Here is a 17749-nt window from a genome sequence, read left to right as displayed (position 1 = left end):
CCGGTCAATGGCGGAACCGTAACGTCACGCCATAAGTCCGGGGCTCGTTCACGAATACGGCGAGGCTGCCACTGCCGCCTGGCGTGCCAATGCCGCCCAGATAAGCATTTTCCTTGGTCAGGTTACGCCCCCAGACCTGGATCCCGAAGCCGTTCCGCAGCGCAAGCTCGACGCTGGCACTCAGAAAATCCGTGCTTCCGTTCCGGAAGGCCTCGGTCAGCGGCAGATCGGTGTAATAGCTCGTCGCGTGGCGCAGATTGACGTTGCCGAGCAAGCGAACCTTGTCATTGAGCGGCTGATCGAGGCTGACGCCGCCGACGAGCGTCCAGCGCGGTGCATTGGGCGGCGGTCGGCCGGTGAGGTCCTGGCTGGGGACAACGCTGCCGGCAGGTGGCGGGGCGCCCGGGAAACTCAGATATTTCGCATCGAGATAATTCACGCTGGCGCTGAACGCGAGCGGCTTGACCGGGCGATAGAGGATTTCCGCTTCGACCCCGCGCGAGCGGACCTTGGCGGCGTTCAGGGTGAGGAACGAAGATGTCTGGCTGTTGAACGCCTGAACCTGCTGGTCGTTCACGGTCTGGGTATAGACCGCGATATTGGTGCTCAGCCGATCGCCGAACAGACGGAACTTCGCGCCCGCCTCGAACGCATCGGTCGTTTCGGGGGCGACCGGCGGTTCGGTCGCACTCGTCAGAAGAAGGTTGATCGCACCCGATTTATAGCCCCGCGCATAACGAAGATAGAAATTGGCCGCGGGACTCGGCTGATAGGCGATCGTCGCCGATCCCATCAGCGCGTCGTCCTTCCGCTTCGTGTCGCCAGGGAATGAAAAGGAACCGGGTGCAACCGTGACATGCCCGGTCTTCGTCTCGCTGAGATAGCGCAGCCCGCCGGTGACGCGCAGCGTATCGGTGAGATTATAGGTCGCCTGACCGAACAGCGCGCCACTCTTTGCCGTTCCGGCGCCGACCGAATTGTAGAAGGTGATCGTCGCGGCCGCGGGCTTGATCCGGATCTGCAGCAGGTTGGTGTCGACGGTCTTCTGATTGAAATAATAGCCGCCGACGACGAATTCGACCGGGCTGCCCGCTGCATTCTGAAGACGGACTTCGGCTGACGTCTCCTTGATGGCGCTGGACGGGCTCGACCGGACGTTCATCATCGCCGAATCGACCCCGTCGATGTCGAGGCTGGAATCGCCCTGGAAACGCCGATGCGCGCCGATCGCCGTCAGGGTGAGGTTGCCGAAATCCTGGTCGATCTGAAGCGACACACCCTTGTCCTGCGCCTTCTCTCCCGACGGCGAATCCTGCGTCGTCCGGCGATCGAACGGTCGATAGAATGTTCCGTTGCTCGCGGGGTTGCTCGGCGACACGCCGCGCGTGCCCGGTGTCGGAGGGGTGTAGCCGATAAATCCGCCGCGCACGTTGAATGAAAAAGGTGTTGCAACGGCGGCGTCGGAAACGAACAGCGGCACATAGGAACAGCAACGGTCATTCATCTGCGAATAGTCGCCGATCAGCCGCACGCGGGTTTCGTCGGTCGGGGTCCAGTAGAGCTGGGCGCGGATGCTTTGCCGGTCGCGAGCGTTGCTTCGGCCTCGCGGCAGATTGGGGGCGTCAAGGAAACCGTGGCTGTAATTCTCCGCAACCGCGACGCTCAACGCGAGCTTGTCGGTGACCAGCGGGACATTGACCGAAAGACGTGCCTGGATCGTCTCGAAATTGCCATAAGTGCCCTCGGCGTACACGCCGAAGGCATTTGCGTTGGGAAGCGAGGTCGAGATATTGATCGCGCCGGCCGAGTTGTTGCGGCCGAACAGCGTGCTTTGCGGTCCGCGCAGCACCTCGACGCGCTCGATGTCCAGCAAGTCCTGCAATGCGGCACCAGGCCGGCCACGGAACACGCCGTCGATATAGACGCCGACCGATTGCTCCGAACCGCGGACAGCCGTCCCGATCCCGCGCACGGTGAAAATGGCGTTACTGGGGTTCGAGGTCTGGGACACGGTCAGGCTGGGGGATACCTCCTGGACATTGGCGAGATTGTTGATGTGCGCGGCCTGGAGCCGGTCGCCGCTCAATACCTCGACTGATGCCGGCACCTTGATCAGCGTCTCCTTCCGGCGCTGGGAGGTGACGATGATGTCGCCCAGGCCGGTATCGGCAACCTGTTCTCTGCCGGATTCGGTTTCGTCCGGGCTTGCTGTCTGCGCGATGGCGGGTACCGCCAATAGTGCCGTGCCGATGGCAAGTGTCGAACTCATGATCGAAAATTTCAGCATCGCAAACGCCTCTCCCTCTTTATCGGCGCACCGTTACGCACCTCGACGACCGCTTGGCGGGTCATCGCGGTCACCTATCATAAATTTGCTGGCCGTACAGCCAGTTTATGATCAATCCGGATTGGCGCAATTAAAAAACGCCGACAGGCGGCCTGCGGAGGGGGCAGATACAAGCGGCGACGGCGCGTTGCAGACATGAACCGGGATAGCGAAATCCTGGCCGCCATCGTCGGTAATGATTTGGCGGCGTTGCCTCAGCCGCACAAGGCAGAGAGGGGTTCGGAGCCACGGCCTATGTCAGGTTCACTGCAGACGATCAGCCGTCCTGATCGACGATGCGTGGATCGCGCTGCCATGTCTGCTCAGACTGGTTTCAAACAATGGCGTATGTTTTTGAAAGGATGGTGGACGCACTTGGGCTCGAACCAAGGACCCGCTGATTAAGAGTCAGCTGCTCTACCAACTGAGCTATGCGTCCATACCGGGCGGCTGGATCGGTGCGTTGGAGGGCACCGCCGTTTCCGGGGAGGGCGCGCGTTACCATTGCCGTTGCGAAATGCAAACCCGAAAATGGCTTTTTTTCTTACCAGCGCGTTTTCTGGCGATTTTGCCGGTCGATCGACATCAGGATGCCGAGACAGGTCAACACAGTGAGCTGTGCCGAGCTGCCGAAACTGATGAAGGGCAGGGGAATGCCGACCACCGGTGCGATGCCCATCACCATCGACATATTGATCGCGACGTAGAGGAAAATCGTCGTGGCTAGGCCCGCCGCTGTCAATCGGCCGAAGCGCGTCTGCGCCTGCAAGGCGACATTCACGCCCCAGAAGATCACGGCGAAGAAAGCGATGATCAGCAGCACGCCGCCGATCAATCCCCATTCCTCCATCATCGTCGCCAGCGCGAAATCGGTATGTCCCTCCGGCAAATAATCGAGATGGCTTTGCGTCCCGTTGAGGAAGCCCTTGCCGAAGATACCGCCCGATCCGATCGCAATCTTGGACTGGCTGATATGATAGCCGGTGCCGAGCGGGTCGCTCTCCGGATTGAGGAACACCAGGATACGGTGCCGTTGATAATCGTGCAGCACGAAGTTGACGGCGAGCGGGATCGCCGCGCCCAGCGCCAGCGCACCACCAAGGAACAGGCGCAGCGGTACGCCGGCCAGGAACATCACCACCACCCCGCCGGCACAGATCATCAATGCAGTGCCAAGATCGGGTTGGAGCATGACGAGCGCGCCGGGAATGCCGATCAGCAGTGCGGCAGGCCAGATCGCGCCGAAACGCCGCGTTTCGTTGGGTGGCAGCAAGTCGTAGAATTTGGCGCAGGCCAGCACGATGAACGGCTTCATGAACTCGGAGGGCTGCAGGCGAATGATACCGAGGTCGAGCCAGCGCTGGCTGCCACCACGCACCGCACCGAGCAATTCGACCAGCACCAGCGCGACCACAAGCCCGGCATAGACCGGCAGCGCGATATTGCCCCATACCGATTCCCTGACCCGCGACAGTGCGATCGCACCGGCAAGCAGGATGAAGAAGCGGATGCCTTGGTTCAGCGCCCAGGGCCGGAGCGACCCGCCGGCGGCCGAATAGAGCACGACCAGCCCGAAACAGCCGATCAGCACGACCAGCAGGATGATCCGCCATGGCAGTTGCGCGAGCGGTGCGGGGACGAAGTTGAGACCGGGGTTCATTCCTGCGACTCCGTCGATCCGACCTGGGCGATGCCGTTGCCCGACGCGGTTGCCGCGCCCAGCGCTTCGGCGGTCGCATTCTGCGCGGCGGTTGCGGCCTCCACCGCGGGCGCAGCCGTCGGCTGAGTCGCGCTGGTCTCGGTCGCCGCGCCGACGCCTGGCGCTGGGGCATTGGCGGCGGCACGGAACGCCGCGGCCTGTGCCGCGCCGCGCGTCGCGATGTCGCCGCCCCAGGTCGGCTCACCCTCTGCGAGCGACTTCAGCGCGGCTTCGCGGTCGAACATATAGGTCATGATATCGCGTGCGATCAGCGGCGTGTCGAGATTGCGGATCAAATGGCCGTTATGCTCCAGCACGATCCCGGCGGCATATTTGGGTTTGTCGGCGGGGGCGAAACACACGAACAGCGCGTGATCGCGCAGTTTGAACGGTAATTGCCGGTTGTTGAGCACGCCGCTGCCGCGTTCGGCCATGGTGATGCGGCGGACCTGCGCGGTACCCGTCTTGGCCGCGAGTGCGACGCCGGGAACCTGCAGCCGCGCGGAGCCGGCGGTACCACCCTGATTGACCACGCCGAACATCGCATCGCGCACGATCGCAAGATACTCCGGCGAGGCCTGAAGCGGAGCGGCGAGCGGCGCGGGACCGTTCATAAGCAAGCGCGGCTGGAGATGCCGGCCCGAGCCGATCCGCGCCGCCATCACCGCCAGCTGCAGCGGGTTTGCAAGCACATAACCCTGGCCGATCGACGCATTGAGCGAATCCGCGACGGTCCAGGCGTCCTTGTATTTCTTCAGCTTCCAGGCGCTGTCAGGGACGGTGCCGTAACGCTGCGTGTCGAACGGGAGATGATATTTCTCGCCCAGGCCGCACATGCGCGCGACCGGGGCGATCGCGTCATAACCGACCCGGCGGATCATTTCGTAGAAATAGATGTCGCAGCTCTGCATGACCGCGTTCTTCATGTCGAGCGGCCCATGCCCGCGGCGCTTGTGGCAATGGAATACGCCATTGCCGACCCGCATCGCGCCCGAACAACTGACTCGCGCATGCGGATCCACACCGGCCATCAGCAACGCGAGCGCGTTCATCGGCTTGACCGTGGATCCGGGCGGATAAAGGCCCTGCAGCGTCTTGTTCATCAGCGGAACATGGTCGTCGTCGGACAGCATCTTCCATTCGAGATGGCTGATCCCGTCGGAAAAGCTGTTCGGATCATAGGCCGGCATCGACACCATGGCGAGGATGTCGCCGCTGTCGCAATCGATCACCACCGCCGAGCCGCTATTGGTGCCAAGCCGTCGCGCGGCATATTCCTGTAACCCGGCATCAATCGTCAGCCGCGCGGTCTGGCCCGGCTTGTCGCCGCGGGTTTCCAGCTCGCGCACGACCTTGCCGCGCGCCGTGACCTCAACCCGTTTGGCGCCGGCTTCACCACGCAGCGATTTTTCTAGCGTTTTTTCAAGACCATCCTTGCCCAGTTTGAAACCGGGTGTGACCATCAGCGGGTCCTTGGTCTTCTGATACTGCTCGGCCGACGCTGCGCCGACATAGCCGGTCAGATGCGCGACCGCCGGTCCTGCGGGATAGCTGCGCGCGAAACCGCGCGTCGGTGCCACGCCGATCAGCTCGGGCAAGCGCACGCTGACCGCGGCGAATTGTTCCCAGTTGAGATTTTCCGCCACCTGTACCGGCTGAAATCCCGCCGCGCCCTTCAGGTCGGTGGCGATGCGGTCCATTTCCTCCTCCGGCAAATTGAGGATAGTACGCAGCAGGGCAAGGACGCGATCCTTGTCCTCGAGCCGGTCGGGGATGATGTCGACGCGGAAATCGGTGCGGTTATTGGCCAGTGGCGCGCCGTGGCGATCGACGATCCAGCCGCGCCGCGGCGGCACCAGCGTCATGTTGACGCGGTTGCTTTCGGACAGGATGCGATAGCGTTCATTCTCGGCCACCGCGAGCCAGGTCATGCGCGCGGCGAGAGCCACCGCGACAAGGCCTTGCCCGACCCCGAGCATCATTGCCCGGCGGCTGAAGCTATAGGTCTGGGACGCTTGCGTAACGTTCCGCATGGTCAGGATATGCGCCTTTTCATGCGCCTTCGCGTTTACCATCCAGCCACGCGCAGAACCGTGCGACCAGTGGGAACAGCATGATCGAGATGATCGCCTGCATCAAGAGTACCGTGTCGACATGTGCGCCGAGCGGAGAAGCGAGCAGCCGGCCCGCGATCAGGCAAAAGCCGGTCGCGCCCGCCGCAATCAGCCAGTTTTGCCAGAAATCGCGGAACACCAGGCGCTGATCGATCGTGTCGATGACGAAGAAGCAGATCATCCACAGCAGCATTGCGCTGCCCAGCGGCTGACCCGATACCAGGTCGTCGAAGAAACCGAGCGGCAAGGCTCCCCAGATCGCGAAAGCGTCGGGCCGCATCAGCCGCCAGCCAAGCAGCACGAGCAGACCGAGCGGCGGGAGCAGCGGGAAGCTGGCCACATAGGGCCAGATCGTGATCAGCGAAGCGATCATCACCGATGCGGCGGGAATGATCCGCTGCCAGATCGGTGCGGGCGCCGCGTCGAAGGGGTTACGGGCCGGCGCTCTCATGGCTTCGCGGCTGCGCTGGTGGCCTGTGGGGTGGGGGCAGGCGGCTGGACCGGCATGAAGCCTTGCTGCACCAAGGCGAAATCGAGCGTATCGGGCTGCGCAAAGCTCCGCGCGAGTGCGGTGTCGTGCGACCGGTACACGATGCGCGCAACCGGGATGTTGGGGGAATAGATGCCGCCGGTACCCGATGTGACGAAGACATCGCCGGGTTCGAACGCGATATCGGACAGGCTGGCCGAGCGCACATCGAGCATGCCGTCACCGCGCCCCGCGGCCAGTGCCGGCAGTCCGTCACGCGTGCGCCGCACCGGCACGATGCTCTCCGGATCGGTGAGCAGCAGGACGCGCGCGGTATTCGGCCCGGTCTCCAGGATTCGCCCGATCAGCCCCTCGGGGCCGCGCACTGGCTGCCCCACGCGCACGCCTTGCCAGGCACCGGCGTTCAGGACGGCGTAACGCCGGGTGCTGGTGGCGGACGAGCTGACCAGGCGCGCCGCGACCACCGGATCCACGGTACGTTCGCGCACGTTGAGCAGTGCCCTCAGGCGACGATTGTCATAGGAAAGGGTGCGCGCGCGCAGCAGGAGCGCGCGATTGGCCTCCAGCTCCTTATGCAGTGCGGCGTTTTTCTGCATGACCGTGAAATGATTGCCGATCGATGTCGGGATCGACGCGAGACCACGGCCAAGTCCGGCCATGCCCGAGGAAACCGGCGTGGTGATTTCCGCCACCGTTGCGCGCAGGGCGGCAAAGGCAGGCGGGTTCAATGTCGCAAGGACAAGCAGGATCGCCGCGACGATCGCCCCGGCGACCGCGATGACATAACCCAGGAACAAACCATATTGCGCCCGCCGCGAAAAACCCGGGCGCCGGTTGCGAGACGGCGCCATTTTACCCCCTTAAATGCCCCGTGCCCGGTTCAGGGACACGGGGATAAAAAAGCATCACGCCGTACGGTCGCACCCGATCAGGCGCTATGCAGCACACCGCGGAACACCGGATCCTCAAGTGCACGGCCAGTGCCGAGCGCAACGCAGATCAGCGGATCGTCCGCGATCGTCACCGGCAGGCCGGTCTCGTCGCGCAGCACTTCGTCGATACCCTTGAGCAGCGCACCGCCGCCGGTGAGCACGATGCCCTGGTCGACAATGTCCGCGGCCAGTTCCGGCGCGGTGTTCTCCAGCGCGATGCGCACGCCTTCGACGATCTGGCCGACCGGTTCGGACAGGGCTTCGGCGATCTGGCCCTGATTGATCTGGATTTCCTTCGGCACGCCATTGACCAGGTCGCGGCCCTTGACGTGGATGGTCAGGCCGATGCCGTCGGGTGGCGGCTTGGCGACGCCGACTTCCTGCTTGATCCGCTCAGCCGTCGAATCGCCGATCAGCAGGTTATGGTTGCGGCGGACATAGGAGACGATCGCCTCGTCCATCTTGTCGCCGCCAACGCGGACCGAGGTGGTGTAGGCAAGGCCGCGCAGCGAGAGCACCGCGACTTCGGTCGTGCCGCCGCCAATATCGACCACCATCGACCCGATCGGCTCGGTCACCGGCATGTCGGCGCCGATCGCGGCGGCCATCGGCTCCTCGATCAGCCAGACCTGCGATGCGCCGGCATTCGATGCGGCGTCGCGGATCGCGCGGCGTTCGACCGAGGTCGAGCCCGACGGCACGCAGATCACGATCTGCGGCCAGCGGAAGAAGCGCCGTTGCCCGCCATGCACCTTGTGAATGAAATGCTTGATCATCTGCTCGGCGACATCGATGTCGGCGATCACGCCGTCGCGTAAGGGGCGGATTGCCTGGATGCTGTCGGGGGTCTTGCCCATCATCAGCTTGGCGTCGTCGCCCACTGCCTTCACGCGCTTGACGCCGTTCAGCGTCTCGACCGCGACCACTGACGGTTCGTTGAGGACGATGCCCCGGCCGCGCAGATACACAACGGTATTCGCGGTCCCGAGATCGATCGCCATGTCGTGCGATGAAAACCTGAAAAGTTTCGAGAAGAAGCTCATTGATGATTCCGTTTCAGGCCGCCCCCGGGGTTACGGGAACCAGCAGTTCGCACCGATCCTTCGCGAAACGATTATATCCGAAGGATCCAGTGCGGAAATTCCACGCTCTGGATGCCTGTAGATGCGGGTCGCGGGATGCCGTCGCTTGGGCTACAGCATCATCCATGTCAATACGGCGCCTCCCCGAACATCTCGTCAATCGTATCGCTGCCGGTGAAGTGGTCGAACGACCCGCCAGTGCGTTGAAGGAACTGGTGGAAAATGCGGTCGATGCGGGGGCGATTCGCATCGATATACGCCTGCGCGGCGGTGGCGTGGACGGAATCGAGGTGATCGACGACGGTTGCGGCATGACTCCTCCCGATATGGCGCTCGCGCTGGAGCGTCATGCGACCTCCAAACTGCCTGATGAGGCGATCGAAGCGGTCACGACGCTCGGTTTTCGCGGTGAAGCGTTGCCGTCGATCGCCAGCGTCGCACGCATGGAGCTCGAAAGCCGGGTGCGCGGCGCGGAAGGATGGTCGCGCGTGGTCGACAATGGCGTGCTCGACTCCGAGGGACCGGTCGGAATCCCGCCCGGCACGCGGGTGCGCGTCGACGGATTGTTCGAGCGCGTGCCGGCGCGGCGCAAGTTCCTGCGCTCGGCCCGGTCGGAATACGCCGCCTGTCTCGACGTGGTGAAGCGCCTTGCCATGGCGAACCCCGGCATCGGTTTCTCGGTCGAACATGATGGCCGTCGCGTCCTGTCGGTGATGGGCGGGGAGAGTTTGCCCGACCGTGTCGCCGCGCTGACCGATCGCGGGCTGGTCGAAAACGGCATCGTCATCGAGCTGGAACGCGAAGGCCTAAAGCTTGGCGGCATTGCCGGCCTGCCGACCTTCAATCGCGGCATTGCCGATCACCAGTATCTTTTCGTCAATGGCCGGCCGGTGAAGGACCGGCTGCTGGTCGGTGCGGTGCGCGGCGCTTATGCCGAATTGCTCGCGCGCGACCGTCACGCCGTGGTCGCCTTGTTCCTCGACGTGCCGAGCGACGCGGTCGATGTGAATGTCCACCCGGCCAAGACCGAAGTACGTTTCCGCGAACCGGCGATGGTGCGTGGCCTGATCGTCAGCGGGTTGCGCCGTGCGCTCGACGAAGCCGGGCATCGCAGCGCGCAGCGCCCGAGCAGCGACGCGATGGCGGCGTGGCAAAGCGAGCCGGTTGCGCCGCCCGCGCCGCAACTCTGGGACCACCAGGATACTGGACGCTGGGAAGCGCCGTCATCGCCGCCAACGCGTTATGCCGTTCAGGAGCGCCGCCCGAGCTTCATCCCGCCGCCAATGGCGCGGGCCGAGCCGGCCTATGCGTCGCCGCCCGAAACGACCAGTTTCCCGCTTGGCGTCGCGCGCGGGCAGGTGGCCAAGACCTATATCGTTGCCGAGGCAGAGGATGGCCTGGTGCTGGTCGACCAGCACGCCGCGCATGAGCGCCTGGTGCTCGAACGCATGCGCAAGGCGATGGCGACTGGCGGCGTGGCGAGCCAGGCGCTGCTGCTTCCCGAAGTGATCGAACTGGACGAACCCGCTTGCGACCGGCTGGAGGCGCGTGCGGAAGAACTGAGCGAGTTCGGCCTCGATCTCGAACGCTTCGGACCGCGCGCGATGCTGGTCCGCGCCGTCCCGGCGATGCTGGGGCAGGGCGATGTCGTCGGTCTGGTCACCGACCTGGCCGACGAACTCGCCGCGTTCGACGAAGCGCTGAGCCTGAAGGAGCGCCTCGACCATGTCGCGGCGACCATGGCTTGCCATGGCTCGGTACGAGCGGGACGCATCCTGTCGGTGACGGAAATGAATGCGCTGCTCCGCGAAATGGAGGTCACGCCGCATTCGGGCCAGTGCAACCATGGACGGCCGACCTGGGTGAAGCTGGCGCATGGCGATATCGAGAAGCTGTTCGGGCGGAAGTGAAACCGTTTTCGGTCAATAGCGCACATTCCGACAGCATGTTACGTCCCTCCGATTGAGAGGCGAACCGGTATGGCAAAGAGTGGTAAGCGGGAGCGATTTCGAGAAGAGTCCGAACCGCTTCCGGACGTAGACGCATACCTGTTTGGTGATGGTCTTTCTTTCTCCGACTATTGCCTTTCGAACGGCGTGATTAGCTTCAAGGCGCACGGGCAGGTTTATGATCTAATAATCGACCATCCCGGCCTCGCTGACGCTGCAGAAAGTCGACTGCGGGCACTCGGAGTTGGCGATGATTTTGAGCAATAGGCCGTATGCAATTTGTGCTTCCACCTTCATGACGCCGACGCACGCCGATATCGAGAAATCGTTCGGGGGGAAGTAACGGCTTTCGACCCAGTTGCGAACAGTTGATAATGATGGCAAACCGCATGGGTGATTGCGATTGAACCAGCTGGATTTGACCAGCCGATTTGCGACCATCGGCGTAATGCCTGCCATTGTGTGAGCCACAGCCAACTGCAGATTCAGCTCGCCGCAATGGAGTTGGCTGCTCAATCATATCAAGCTGCTCGACCCGAAATAGGCGCCCTGTCGTGTTCGGTGGAGGGCGTCGATCAAGATCTCCTTCACGCGGTGATCCGGGCGTACGATTTAGAGTCGGATTTGCGCGGTTACACCATGCGCCTTTCCAACGGCGAGCTTCCAAATGTGGAATGGATTACGGTCATCGATAGCCACAACGTTGAGGATATTACGGATGTCTGCGAACGTAGTTCCATCCGATGGTCCGCAACCGCCGCATATTCCGCAAATTTGAAAGCCTTCAAGGTGGCTTTTTATGATGCTGTTCGGTTCTGTAGCACGAACGCCCCCGCGCCATTATCAGCCGACATCGGGTTGGCATCTCGTAACTGAACCTGGTGGCGCCTTGTCCGGAGCCGTATTGGCATGGCCCATGCCGTTGTTAATCGGAAAACGACACGCATAGCGGGAATGCCGACCACCATGGTTGCAGCGCCAAACCTCCCTGTTAAAGCGCCGCATGCATCTCACGATCGAAATCATCGGACTGCTCTGCGCGGTCGCCTTTCTGGCCGGGCTGATCGATGCGCTGGCCGGGGGCGGGGGATTGCTGACCATCCCGGCGCTGATGGCGGCGGGCATTCCGCCGGTGTCGGCGCTGGCGACCAACAAGCTGCAGAGCACTTTCGGTACGGGCGGTGCGTTCATCGCCTTTGCGCGTAAGGGGCATATCGACTTTCGCCGCTTTGCCTGGCCGGCACTGGCGGCGCTGATCGGGGCAGGGCTTGGCGCGTTCGCGGTGCAGCAGGTCAATCCGTCCTTTCTGGCCGGTTTCGTGCCCGTATTGCTGATCGCGATGGGAATCTATTTTCTCGTCGCGCCGAAGATGAGCGACATGGACCGCCATAGCCGTCTCGGCATCGCCGGACTGACGATCATCGCCGGAGTGATCGGGCTGTATGACGGCTTTTTCGGTCCCGGCACCGGGTCGTTCCTGACCACCGCGCTCGTCGCGCTGGGCGGGCTTGGCCTGGTTCGCGCGATTGCTCACGCCAAGTTCCTGAACTTCTGCACCAATCTTGCCGGGCTGACGGTGATGATCGTCGGCGGCAAGGTGATCTGGGTGCTGGGATTCTCGATGGCCGCAGCGAGCATAATCGGCAATCAGGTCGGCGCGCATCTGGCGATGCGCTTTGGCGGCCGGGGCGTTCGCCCCCTGCTGGTGCTCATGTCGTTCGCGCTGACGATCAAGCTCCTGTCCGACCCGGCGAACCCATTGCGTCTCTATCTCGGCTGGTGAGGCCGACAGCTCGATCGATCAACTTGCGGCATAAAGGATAGCATTGACTATTTTATTGCTTCGACGTTAGATCGACGCGAGCCGAAACCATTCCGGTAGTCCCTGGACGACGAGGGTGTCAGCGAACTCGAATCCAGAGGCATTCCGAGCATGTGCGCCATATCCGTTCGCCGCGATAAAGTTCCGGGAAGCCGCAGAAATATTCTTGTTCAGCTAAGGGCAACCTTTGCGCCCAGCGCGCATTTTCAGGTCAAGTCGTCGAACCAGAATCGAAGCATCATGAAAACCATCATACCCTTGTTTCTCGCTTTGCTTCCGCTGGCAGCGGTGGTGAGCGTTTGGGTCGTGGTGCCGTGATGCGGGCCACCTGCCAGCGCAGGAACGGCACAATCTCCGCAGGAGTTTCCTGGCTTTAGCCCAAGCCTCTACCGGGTGCGATTAACCAGCACTTGACACGCTGTGCCGATCATCCGTTGATGGGGGTGGCGCGGACTGTCGTCGTCGGATCATGGCCGCGACCCATGGAGAGGTGCTTATGCAATATGTGAGCATGATTATCGTCGGCCTGATCGTCGGCATTCTGGCGCGGTTCTTCTATCCCGGCGCAGTTCATATGGGACTGATCATGAGTGCCGTTCTCGGCATCGCAGGATCGTTCCTGGCCGGCTTTGTGGGGCGATTGCTTCATCCCGCAACCAAGGACCAGCCCTTCCATCCGGCCGGCTTCGTCTATTCGATCCTGGGCGCCATCGTCCTGATTTTCCTGGCACGGACCTTCGGCCTGATCGGATGACCGTGATGTGACGTTGCCGCGATCTGCTCGCGGCAAAAAGAAAGGGCCGCCCGGATCGCTCCGGACGGCCCTTTCTCTATGTATCGTACCGAAAGGTTCAGCCTTCGGTCGTCTCTTCGTCGGCAGGAGCCTCAGCCGATACCTCGGCAGTGGCACCCGGCTCGGCGTTGGGATCATAAGCTTCGACAAAGCCCGCTTCGTCCTTCTCGAACATCGCGGACATGACATCGACGCCCTGTGCCTGCATCTCGGCCTCTTCGGGCGAGCGTGCGACATTGACCTTGATCATCACCGCGACTTCGGCGTGGAGCGAAACCTTCACGTCATGCACGCCGATCGCCTTGATCGGCTTGTTGAGCACGATCGCCGACTTCGGCACCTTGTGGCCTTCGGTCTCAAGCAGTTCGAGCAAGTCGCGCACCGCGACCGAGCCGTACAGCTGGCCGGTGTTCGACGCCTGACGGATCAGGGTCAGGGTGATGCCGTCGATCGACTTGGCTTCGACCTCGGCTTCGCCACGACGCGACGCATTGTCTGCGACGATCTTCTCGCGATTGGCTTCGAAGACCTTCTTGTTGGCTTCGTTGGCGCGCAGCGCCTTCTTGTTGGGCAGGAGGAAGTTGCGGGCGAACCCGTCCTTCACCTTGACCACGTCGCCGATCTGGCCGAGCTTTTCGACGCGTTCCAGCAGGATAACATCCATGGGTCCGCTCCTTACTTAACGATGTAGGGCAGCAAGCCCAGGTGACGCGCGCGCTTGATCGCCTGAGCGAGTTCGCGCTGCTTCTTGCCGCTCACCGAAGTGATGCGGCTCGGGACGATCTTGCCACGCTCGGACACGAAGCCCTGCAACAACCGGACGTCCTTATAGTCGATCCGGGGAGCATCCTTGGCGGAAAAGGGGCAGCTCTTGCGGCGGCGGAAAAATGGGCGTGCCATTGTCTATATGCTCCTTATTCGCCGTCGAAGTCGCGACGGGGGCGGTCGGCCCGGTCACCACGGTCGGGGCGATCGCCACGGCCGCCTTCGCGGTCGCCACGGCGTTCACGGTCGCGATCGCTCTTGCGCATCATCACGCTGGGGCCTTCTTCATGGCCTTCGACCTTGACGGTCATGTAGCGGATCACGTCTTCGTTGATCTGAGTCTGACGCTCCAGCTCGGCGACGACATCGCCGGGGGCGTCGATTTCGAGCATCACATAATGCGCCTTGCGGTTCTTGGCGATCTTGTACGCCAGGCTGCGCAGGCCCCAGGATTCGGTCTTCACGACCTTGCCCTTGTTGTCGGTGATGATCTTGGTGGCATTTTCAGCCAGTGCGTCCACCTGCGCCTGTGCCAGATCCTGGCGCGCAAGGAACACATGCTCGTAAAGAGCCATGTCTTGTCCTTCGTCTTGGCCGATCGCTGACGGACGCACCATGCGCACCGCCCCTCCGGCTATCGTCTCGTAGATCTGCTTCTCGCAAAGCAATCAGGGGCGAAGAGCCAAGCTCTCCACCCCGGATGCGGCGTCCTTAGCGATTTTCAGGCGGAAGGCAAGTGTCAGAGGATCGGTTGAGCCACCAGCTTTGCCTGCGCGTCGCACCCTTCCGGCTTCGCCGTCGCGGGATTCGCCCGCAACGCGGCCAGCTCGGCCCTGGCGGCCGCGACATCGGCCTGGAAGCCTGGCTGGGCATGGTCCGCGGCGAGTGTCGCCGACGCGGTCATGAATCCGGTTTGGACCGCGCTGGCGTTATGCGCACCACACACGATCCGGCTCTCGCCATAAGCGCGGCCGCGCGCAAGGATCGGCGTTGCCCGATCGGGGGCGAGCTCGGCCAGGATCAGCGCCCAGGTCCAGCCCCAGGTCGTATGGCCCGAGGGATAGTCGAAGCTGCCCTTCAGCTGCGCGGCCGGCTGGCAGATCTTGCGTTTGTCGATCTGGAAGGGGCGCAGACGCTTGAACGCATTCTTCGCGGTGCCCGACTGGGTACCGGTGTCGATACCCGATTTGCCGATCAGTTTGATCGTCAGCGGCGCGTTCTCGGGCGTGATCACCACGCCGACCGCGCAGCTGAACGCGCTCGCCATATAGGGAATGCCGGTCGCGACATCGTGCGTGGCGAGGTCACCGCGCGGCGTGGTCAGCAATGGCCGGGTCGCCTTGAAGATCTTGCGGTCCGCCTTGTAACGCTGGTCGCCCTTGAGCGGTGCGGGCGGCAGGACCTGCACAATGTCGAGTGTGCCCGAGGGCAGGTAGCCGCCGCGAATCTGGCTGATGGCGATGTAGGGAGTTGCCGCAGCAACAACGACGGCTGAAGCCAGTATCCACGGACGAATGCTCATTAACGGGCCTCCAGCTGATCTTTGGGCGGCTTATGGCAGAGCGGGGATCGGTCCGCCAATCCCTGGAAAAGTGTCCCGGCTTGCTATCGCTCGTTCATGTTTCTAGTCCGACGCGCCTGAGTTTCAGGAGGCATATCATGCGCGCATTCATCTTCCCCGGGCAGGGCAGCCAGGCCGTCGGCATGGGCAAGGCGCTCGCCGAGGCGAGCCCCGCCGCCCGTGCGGTATTCCAGGAGGTCGACGAGGCGCTTGGCCAGCATCTTTTCCGTCTCATGACCGAAGGGCCCGAGGATCAGCTCGTGCTGACCGAAAATGCCCAGCCCGCAATCATGGCCAACGCGATCGCGACATTGCGCGTGCTCGAGCAGGAGGGGGGCATCCGTCTCGCCGACAAGGCCGATTATGTCGCGGGTCATTCGCTTGGCGAATATAGCGCCTTGTGCGCAGCCGGCGCGATCGACCTGGCGACCACGGCCCTGCTTCTCAAGCATCGCGGCCAGGCGATGCAGGCGGCGGTGCCGGTCGGCAAGGGCGCGATGGCTGCCCTGCTCGGCACCGATCTCGACAAGGCGCGTGCAATCGCCGCAGCGGCGGCCGAGGGCGAGGTGTGCACTGTCGCGAATGACAATGATCCCGGTCAGGTGGTGATTTCCGGCGCCCGCGCGGCGGTCGAGCGTGCGATCGCGCTGGCCAAGGATATGGGCGCCAAGCGTGCCGTGCTGTTGCCGGTTTCCGCGCCGTTCCATTGTCCGCTGATGCAGCCCGCCGCCGACGCGATGGAAAAGGCGCTGGCCGAGGCGCGAATTGATTCCCCGCTGGTCCCGGTCTTCGCCAATGTCACGGCGTCGCCGGTCGGCGATGCCGACACGATCCGCCGCCTGCTGGTCGAACAGGTCACCGGCATGGTGCGCTGGCGCGAATCGGTAATCGCGATGGCCGCGACCGGGGTCGAGCATTTCGTCGAGTTTGGCGGCAAGGTGCTGGGCCCGATGGTCAAGCGCAGCGTCGCCGATGTCGAGGTGACCAGCGCCGTGACGATGGACGATATCGAGACGCTGGCGAAGAGTTTGTAATGTAGTTCTCCCTCTTCTTCGAAGGGAGGGGGTTTTGAGTGGAGAATAAGAAATGTTCGACCTGACAGGCATGACCGCACTCGTAACCGGCGCTTCAGGCGGAATCGGCTCGGCCGTCGCGCAGGCGCTGGCGGCGCAGGGCGCACGCCTCGCCGTATCCGGATCGAATGGCGAAAAGCTGGAAGCGTTCAGGGCCAGCCTAGGTGGTGATCATGCCGCATTGCCGTGCAATCTGTCCGATGGCGCGGCGGTCGATGCGCTCGTGCCCTCGGCGGTCGAAGCGCTCGGCAAGCTCGATATCCTGATCAACAATGCCGGCGTCACGCGCGACAATCTCGTCATGCGCATGAAGGACGAGGAATGGGATCAGGTGATCCGCGTCAATCTGGAGGCCGCATTCCGCCTCGCCCGCGCCGCCGCGCGCCCGATGATGAAGGCGCGTTTCGGCCGGATCATCTCGATTACATCCGTTGTGGGTACGACTGGCAATCCGGGTCAGGCCAATTACGCCGCGTCCAAGGGCGGGCTGACCGCCATGTCGAAGGCGCTGGCGCAGGAACTCGCGTCGCGCGGCATCACCGTCAATTGCGTCGCGCCGGGTTTCATCACCTCGCCGATGACCGACGAACTGCCCGACGCGCAGAAGGAAGCGCTCAACGCGCGCATTCCGGCGGGCAAGATGGGTGAGGGCGCGGATATCGGCGCGGCAGTGGTCTATCTCGCCAGCAAGGAGGCGGGATATGTTACAGGGCAGACGTTGCATGTGAACGGCGGGATGGCCATGATCTGAAGGACGCCCCCTTGCGCGGGCACCGGACGCGTTCTACGTGCGTTCGGGAATTACCAAAACCCCCAGCAATAGAGGGACGATACCATGAGCGAGACCGCAGACCGCGTTAAGAAGATTGTCGTCGAGCATCTCGGCGTCGAGGCCGACAAGGTGACCGAGGACGCGAGCTTCATCGACGATCTTGGCGCGGACAGCCTCGACATCGTCGAGCTGGTGATGGCGTTCGAAGAAGAATTCGGCGTCGAAATTCCTGATGACGCCGCCGAGAAGATCACGACCGTCAAGGACGCGATCACCTTCATCGACGAGCATAAGGACTGATCGGCGGGCTTGGGCCGATGCAATTGCGTCGCCCGTGCCCATCGTTTGCCCAATTCCTTTGGCCATCCACA

The 17749-nt window shown here is 63.0% G+C and carries 18 protein-coding genes and 1 tRNA gene; 7 read left to right on the top strand and 12 right to left on the bottom strand.

Features of this window, described 5'->3' with window-relative positions; genetic code table 11:
• Nucleotides 1–4: 4 nt before the first annotated feature.
• The 7 genes from OO12_RS09275 to OO12_RS09245 all read right to left on the bottom strand — a co-directional run bounded on the left by OO12_RS09275 (nucleotide 5) and on the right by OO12_RS09245 (nucleotide 8604).
• Nucleotides 5–2269: a TonB-dependent receptor gene (locus OO12_RS09275; protein ID WP_160296770.1), complete on the bottom strand. Its 2265-nt coding sequence runs from the start codon at nucleotides 2267–2269 to the stop codon at nucleotides 5–7.
• 420 nt (nucleotides 2270–2689) lie between these two features.
• A tRNA-Lys gene (locus OO12_RS09270) sits at nucleotides 2690–2765 on the bottom strand.
• 105 nt (nucleotides 2766–2870) lie between these two features.
• Nucleotides 2871–3986 carry a rod shape-determining protein RodA gene (rodA, locus tag OO12_RS09265; protein ID WP_034158375.1) on the bottom strand — a complete coding sequence of 372 codons (1116 nt, stop codon included), beginning with the start codon at nucleotides 3984–3986 and terminating at the stop codon, nucleotides 2871–2873.
• On the bottom strand, nucleotides 3983–6058 hold the full coding sequence (gene mrdA / locus OO12_RS09260) for a penicillin-binding protein 2 (RefSeq protein WP_034158374.1): 2076 nt from the start codon (nucleotides 6056–6058) through the stop codon (nucleotides 3983–3985). The genes rodA and mrdA overlap by 4 nt, the downstream gene beginning before the upstream one ends.
• Nucleotides 6059–6077: 19 nt before the next feature.
• Entirely contained in the window at nucleotides 6078–6590 is a 513-nt protein-coding gene (gene mreD, locus OO12_RS09255; protein ID WP_034158373.1) for a rod shape-determining protein MreD, read from the bottom strand.
• Nucleotides 6587–7480, bottom strand: coding sequence for a rod shape-determining protein MreC (gene mreC, locus OO12_RS09250; RefSeq protein WP_034158372.1), 894 nt, complete (start codon nucleotides 7478–7480; stop codon nucleotides 6587–6589). The genes mreD and mreC overlap by 4 nt, the downstream gene beginning before the upstream one ends.
• A gap of 77 nt (nucleotides 7481–7557) precedes the next feature.
• The gene (locus OO12_RS09245) at nucleotides 7558–8604 is read right to left on the bottom strand and encodes a rod shape-determining protein (RefSeq protein WP_034158371.1); all 1047 of its coding nucleotides are present in this window, start codon (nucleotides 8602–8604) and stop codon (nucleotides 7558–7560) included.
• A gap of 164 nt (nucleotides 8605–8768) precedes the next feature.
• Here OO12_RS09245 and mutL point away from each other — a divergent pair, with 164 nt between their 5' ends.
• Nucleotides 8769–10553 carry a DNA mismatch repair endonuclease MutL gene (mutL, locus tag OO12_RS09240; RefSeq protein ID WP_034158370.1) on the top strand — a complete coding sequence of 595 codons (1785 nt, stop codon included), beginning with the start codon at nucleotides 8769–8771 and terminating at the stop codon, nucleotides 10551–10553.
• Between the two features lie 222 nt (nucleotides 10554–10775).
• Here the strand turns inward: mutL and OO12_RS09235 are convergent, their stop codons facing one another.
• A complete protein-coding gene (locus OO12_RS09235) occupies nucleotides 10776–11051 on the bottom strand; it encodes a hypothetical protein (protein ID WP_152616335.1) in 276 nt (91 codons plus the stop codon).
• Between the two features lie 3 nt (nucleotides 11052–11054).
• Between OO12_RS09235 and OO12_RS09230 the strand changes: the two genes are divergently transcribed.
• From OO12_RS09230 to OO12_RS09220, 3 genes are all read left to right on the top strand, one after another.
• Nucleotides 11055–11468: a hypothetical protein gene (locus OO12_RS09230; RefSeq protein ID WP_034158368.1), complete on the top strand. Its 414-nt coding sequence runs from the start codon at nucleotides 11055–11057 to the stop codon at nucleotides 11466–11468.
• A gap of 127 nt (nucleotides 11469–11595) precedes the next feature.
• On the top strand, nucleotides 11596–12375 hold the full coding sequence (locus OO12_RS09225) for a TSUP family transporter (protein WP_034158367.1): 780 nt from the start codon (nucleotides 11596–11598) through the stop codon (nucleotides 12373–12375).
• 535 nt (nucleotides 12376–12910) lie between these two features.
• Complete coding sequence (locus tag OO12_RS09220; RefSeq protein ID WP_034158536.1) at nucleotides 12911–13168, top strand: GlsB/YeaQ/YmgE family stress response membrane protein; 258 nt, start codon at nucleotides 12911–12913, stop codon at nucleotides 13166–13168.
• 97 nt (nucleotides 13169–13265) lie between these two features.
• On the opposite strand, the gene rplI is transcribed toward OO12_RS09220, so the two are convergent.
• From rplI to OO12_RS09200, 4 genes are all read right to left on the bottom strand, one after another.
• Nucleotides 13266–13871 (bottom strand): 50S ribosomal protein L9, encoded by a 606-nt coding sequence (rplI, locus tag OO12_RS09215; protein ID WP_034158366.1) that lies wholly within the window; start codon nucleotides 13869–13871, stop codon nucleotides 13266–13268.
• A gap of 11 nt (nucleotides 13872–13882) precedes the next feature.
• Entirely contained in the window at nucleotides 13883–14107 is a 225-nt protein-coding gene (gene rpsR, locus OO12_RS09210; protein ID WP_034158365.1) for a 30S ribosomal protein S18, read from the bottom strand.
• Nucleotides 14108–14121: 14 nt separating this feature from the next.
• Nucleotides 14122–14547 (bottom strand): 30S ribosomal protein S6, encoded by a 426-nt coding sequence (rpsF, locus tag OO12_RS09205; protein WP_034158535.1) that lies wholly within the window; start codon nucleotides 14545–14547, stop codon nucleotides 14122–14124.
• A gap of 164 nt (nucleotides 14548–14711) precedes the next feature.
• Nucleotides 14712–15494 carry an acid phosphatase gene (locus tag OO12_RS09200; protein ID WP_034158364.1) on the bottom strand — a complete coding sequence of 261 codons (783 nt, stop codon included), beginning with the start codon at nucleotides 15492–15494 and terminating at the stop codon, nucleotides 14712–14714.
• Between the two features lie 137 nt (nucleotides 15495–15631).
• Between OO12_RS09200 and fabD the strand changes: the two genes are divergently transcribed.
• The 3 genes from fabD to OO12_RS09185 all read left to right on the top strand — a co-directional run bounded on the left by fabD (nucleotide 15632) and on the right by OO12_RS09185 (nucleotide 17678).
• On the top strand, nucleotides 15632–16567 hold the full coding sequence (fabD, locus tag OO12_RS09195) for an ACP S-malonyltransferase (RefSeq protein ID WP_034158363.1): 936 nt from the start codon (nucleotides 15632–15634) through the stop codon (nucleotides 16565–16567).
• Nucleotides 16568–16619: 52 nt separating this feature from the next.
• A complete protein-coding gene (fabG, locus tag OO12_RS09190) occupies nucleotides 16620–17357 on the top strand; it encodes a 3-oxoacyl-[acyl-carrier-protein] reductase (RefSeq protein WP_034158362.1) in 738 nt (245 codons plus the stop codon).
• 84 nt (nucleotides 17358–17441) lie between these two features.
• The gene (locus OO12_RS09185; RefSeq protein ID WP_034158361.1) at nucleotides 17442–17678 is read left to right on the top strand and encodes an acyl carrier protein; all 237 of its coding nucleotides are present in this window, start codon (nucleotides 17442–17444) and stop codon (nucleotides 17676–17678) included.
• Nucleotides 17679–17749: the final 71 nt, after the last annotated feature.

The organism is Sphingomonas sp. ERG5, from assembly GCF_000803065.1.
Taxonomy (GTDB): domain Bacteria; phylum Pseudomonadota; class Alphaproteobacteria; order Sphingomonadales; family Sphingomonadaceae; genus Sphingomonas.
Note: the sequence above shows the minus strand (reverse complement) of the source record. Positions and strands in the feature narration are given on the sequence as shown.

What these genes read in the sequence shown, in the direction of transcription:
- mutL (WP_034158370.1), top strand. Translation starts at nt 8,769, where the DNA reads ATGTCAATACGGCGCCTCCCCGAACATCTCGTCAATCGTATCGCTGCC.
- OO12_RS09185 (WP_034158361.1), top strand. Translation starts at nt 17,442, where the DNA reads ATGAGCGAGACCGCAGACCGCGTTAAGAAGATTGTCGTCGAGCATCTC.
- mreD (WP_034158373.1), bottom strand. Translation starts at nt 6,590, where the DNA reads ATGAGAGCGCCGGCCCGTAACCCCTTCGACGCGGCGCCCGCACCGATC.
- OO12_RS09275 (WP_160296770.1), bottom strand. Translation starts at nt 2,269, where the DNA reads ATGAGTTCGACACTTGCCATCGGCACGGCACTATTGGCGGTACCCGCC.
- mrdA (WP_034158374.1), bottom strand. Translation starts at nt 6,058, where the DNA reads ATGCGGAACGTTACGCAAGCGTCCCAGACCTATAGCTTCAGCCGCCGG.
- mreC (WP_034158372.1), bottom strand. Translation starts at nt 7,480, where the DNA reads ATGGCGCCGTCTCGCAACCGGCGCCCGGGTTTTTCGCGGCGGGCGCAA.
- OO12_RS09220 (WP_034158536.1), top strand. Translation starts at nt 12,911, where the DNA reads ATGCAATATGTGAGCATGATTATCGTCGGCCTGATCGTCGGCATTCTG.
- rpsF (WP_034158535.1), bottom strand. Translation starts at nt 14,547, where the DNA reads ATGGCTCTTTACGAGCATGTGTTCCTTGCGCGCCAGGATCTGGCACAG.
- fabG (WP_034158362.1), top strand. Translation starts at nt 16,620, where the DNA reads ATGTTCGACCTGACAGGCATGACCGCACTCGTAACCGGCGCTTCAGGC.
- fabD (WP_034158363.1), top strand. Translation starts at nt 15,632, where the DNA reads ATGCGCGCATTCATCTTCCCCGGGCAGGGCAGCCAGGCCGTCGGCATG.
- OO12_RS09225 (WP_034158367.1), top strand. Translation starts at nt 11,596, where the DNA reads ATGCATCTCACGATCGAAATCATCGGACTGCTCTGCGCGGTCGCCTTT.
- OO12_RS09200 (WP_034158364.1), bottom strand. Translation starts at nt 15,494, where the DNA reads ATGAGCATTCGTCCGTGGATACTGGCTTCAGCCGTCGTTGTTGCTGCG.
- rpsR (WP_034158365.1), bottom strand. Translation starts at nt 14,107, where the DNA reads ATGGCACGCCCATTTTTCCGCCGCCGCAAGAGCTGCCCCTTTTCCGCC.
- OO12_RS09235 (WP_152616335.1), bottom strand. Translation starts at nt 11,051, where the DNA reads ATGGCAGGCATTACGCCGATGGTCGCAAATCGGCTGGTCAAATCCAGC.
- rodA (WP_034158375.1), bottom strand. Translation starts at nt 3,986, where the DNA reads ATGAACCCCGGTCTCAACTTCGTCCCCGCACCGCTCGCGCAACTGCCA.
- rplI (WP_034158366.1), bottom strand. Translation starts at nt 13,871, where the DNA reads ATGGATGTTATCCTGCTGGAACGCGTCGAAAAGCTCGGCCAGATCGGC.
- OO12_RS09245 (WP_034158371.1), bottom strand. Translation starts at nt 8,604, where the DNA reads ATGAGCTTCTTCTCGAAACTTTTCAGGTTTTCATCGCACGACATGGCG.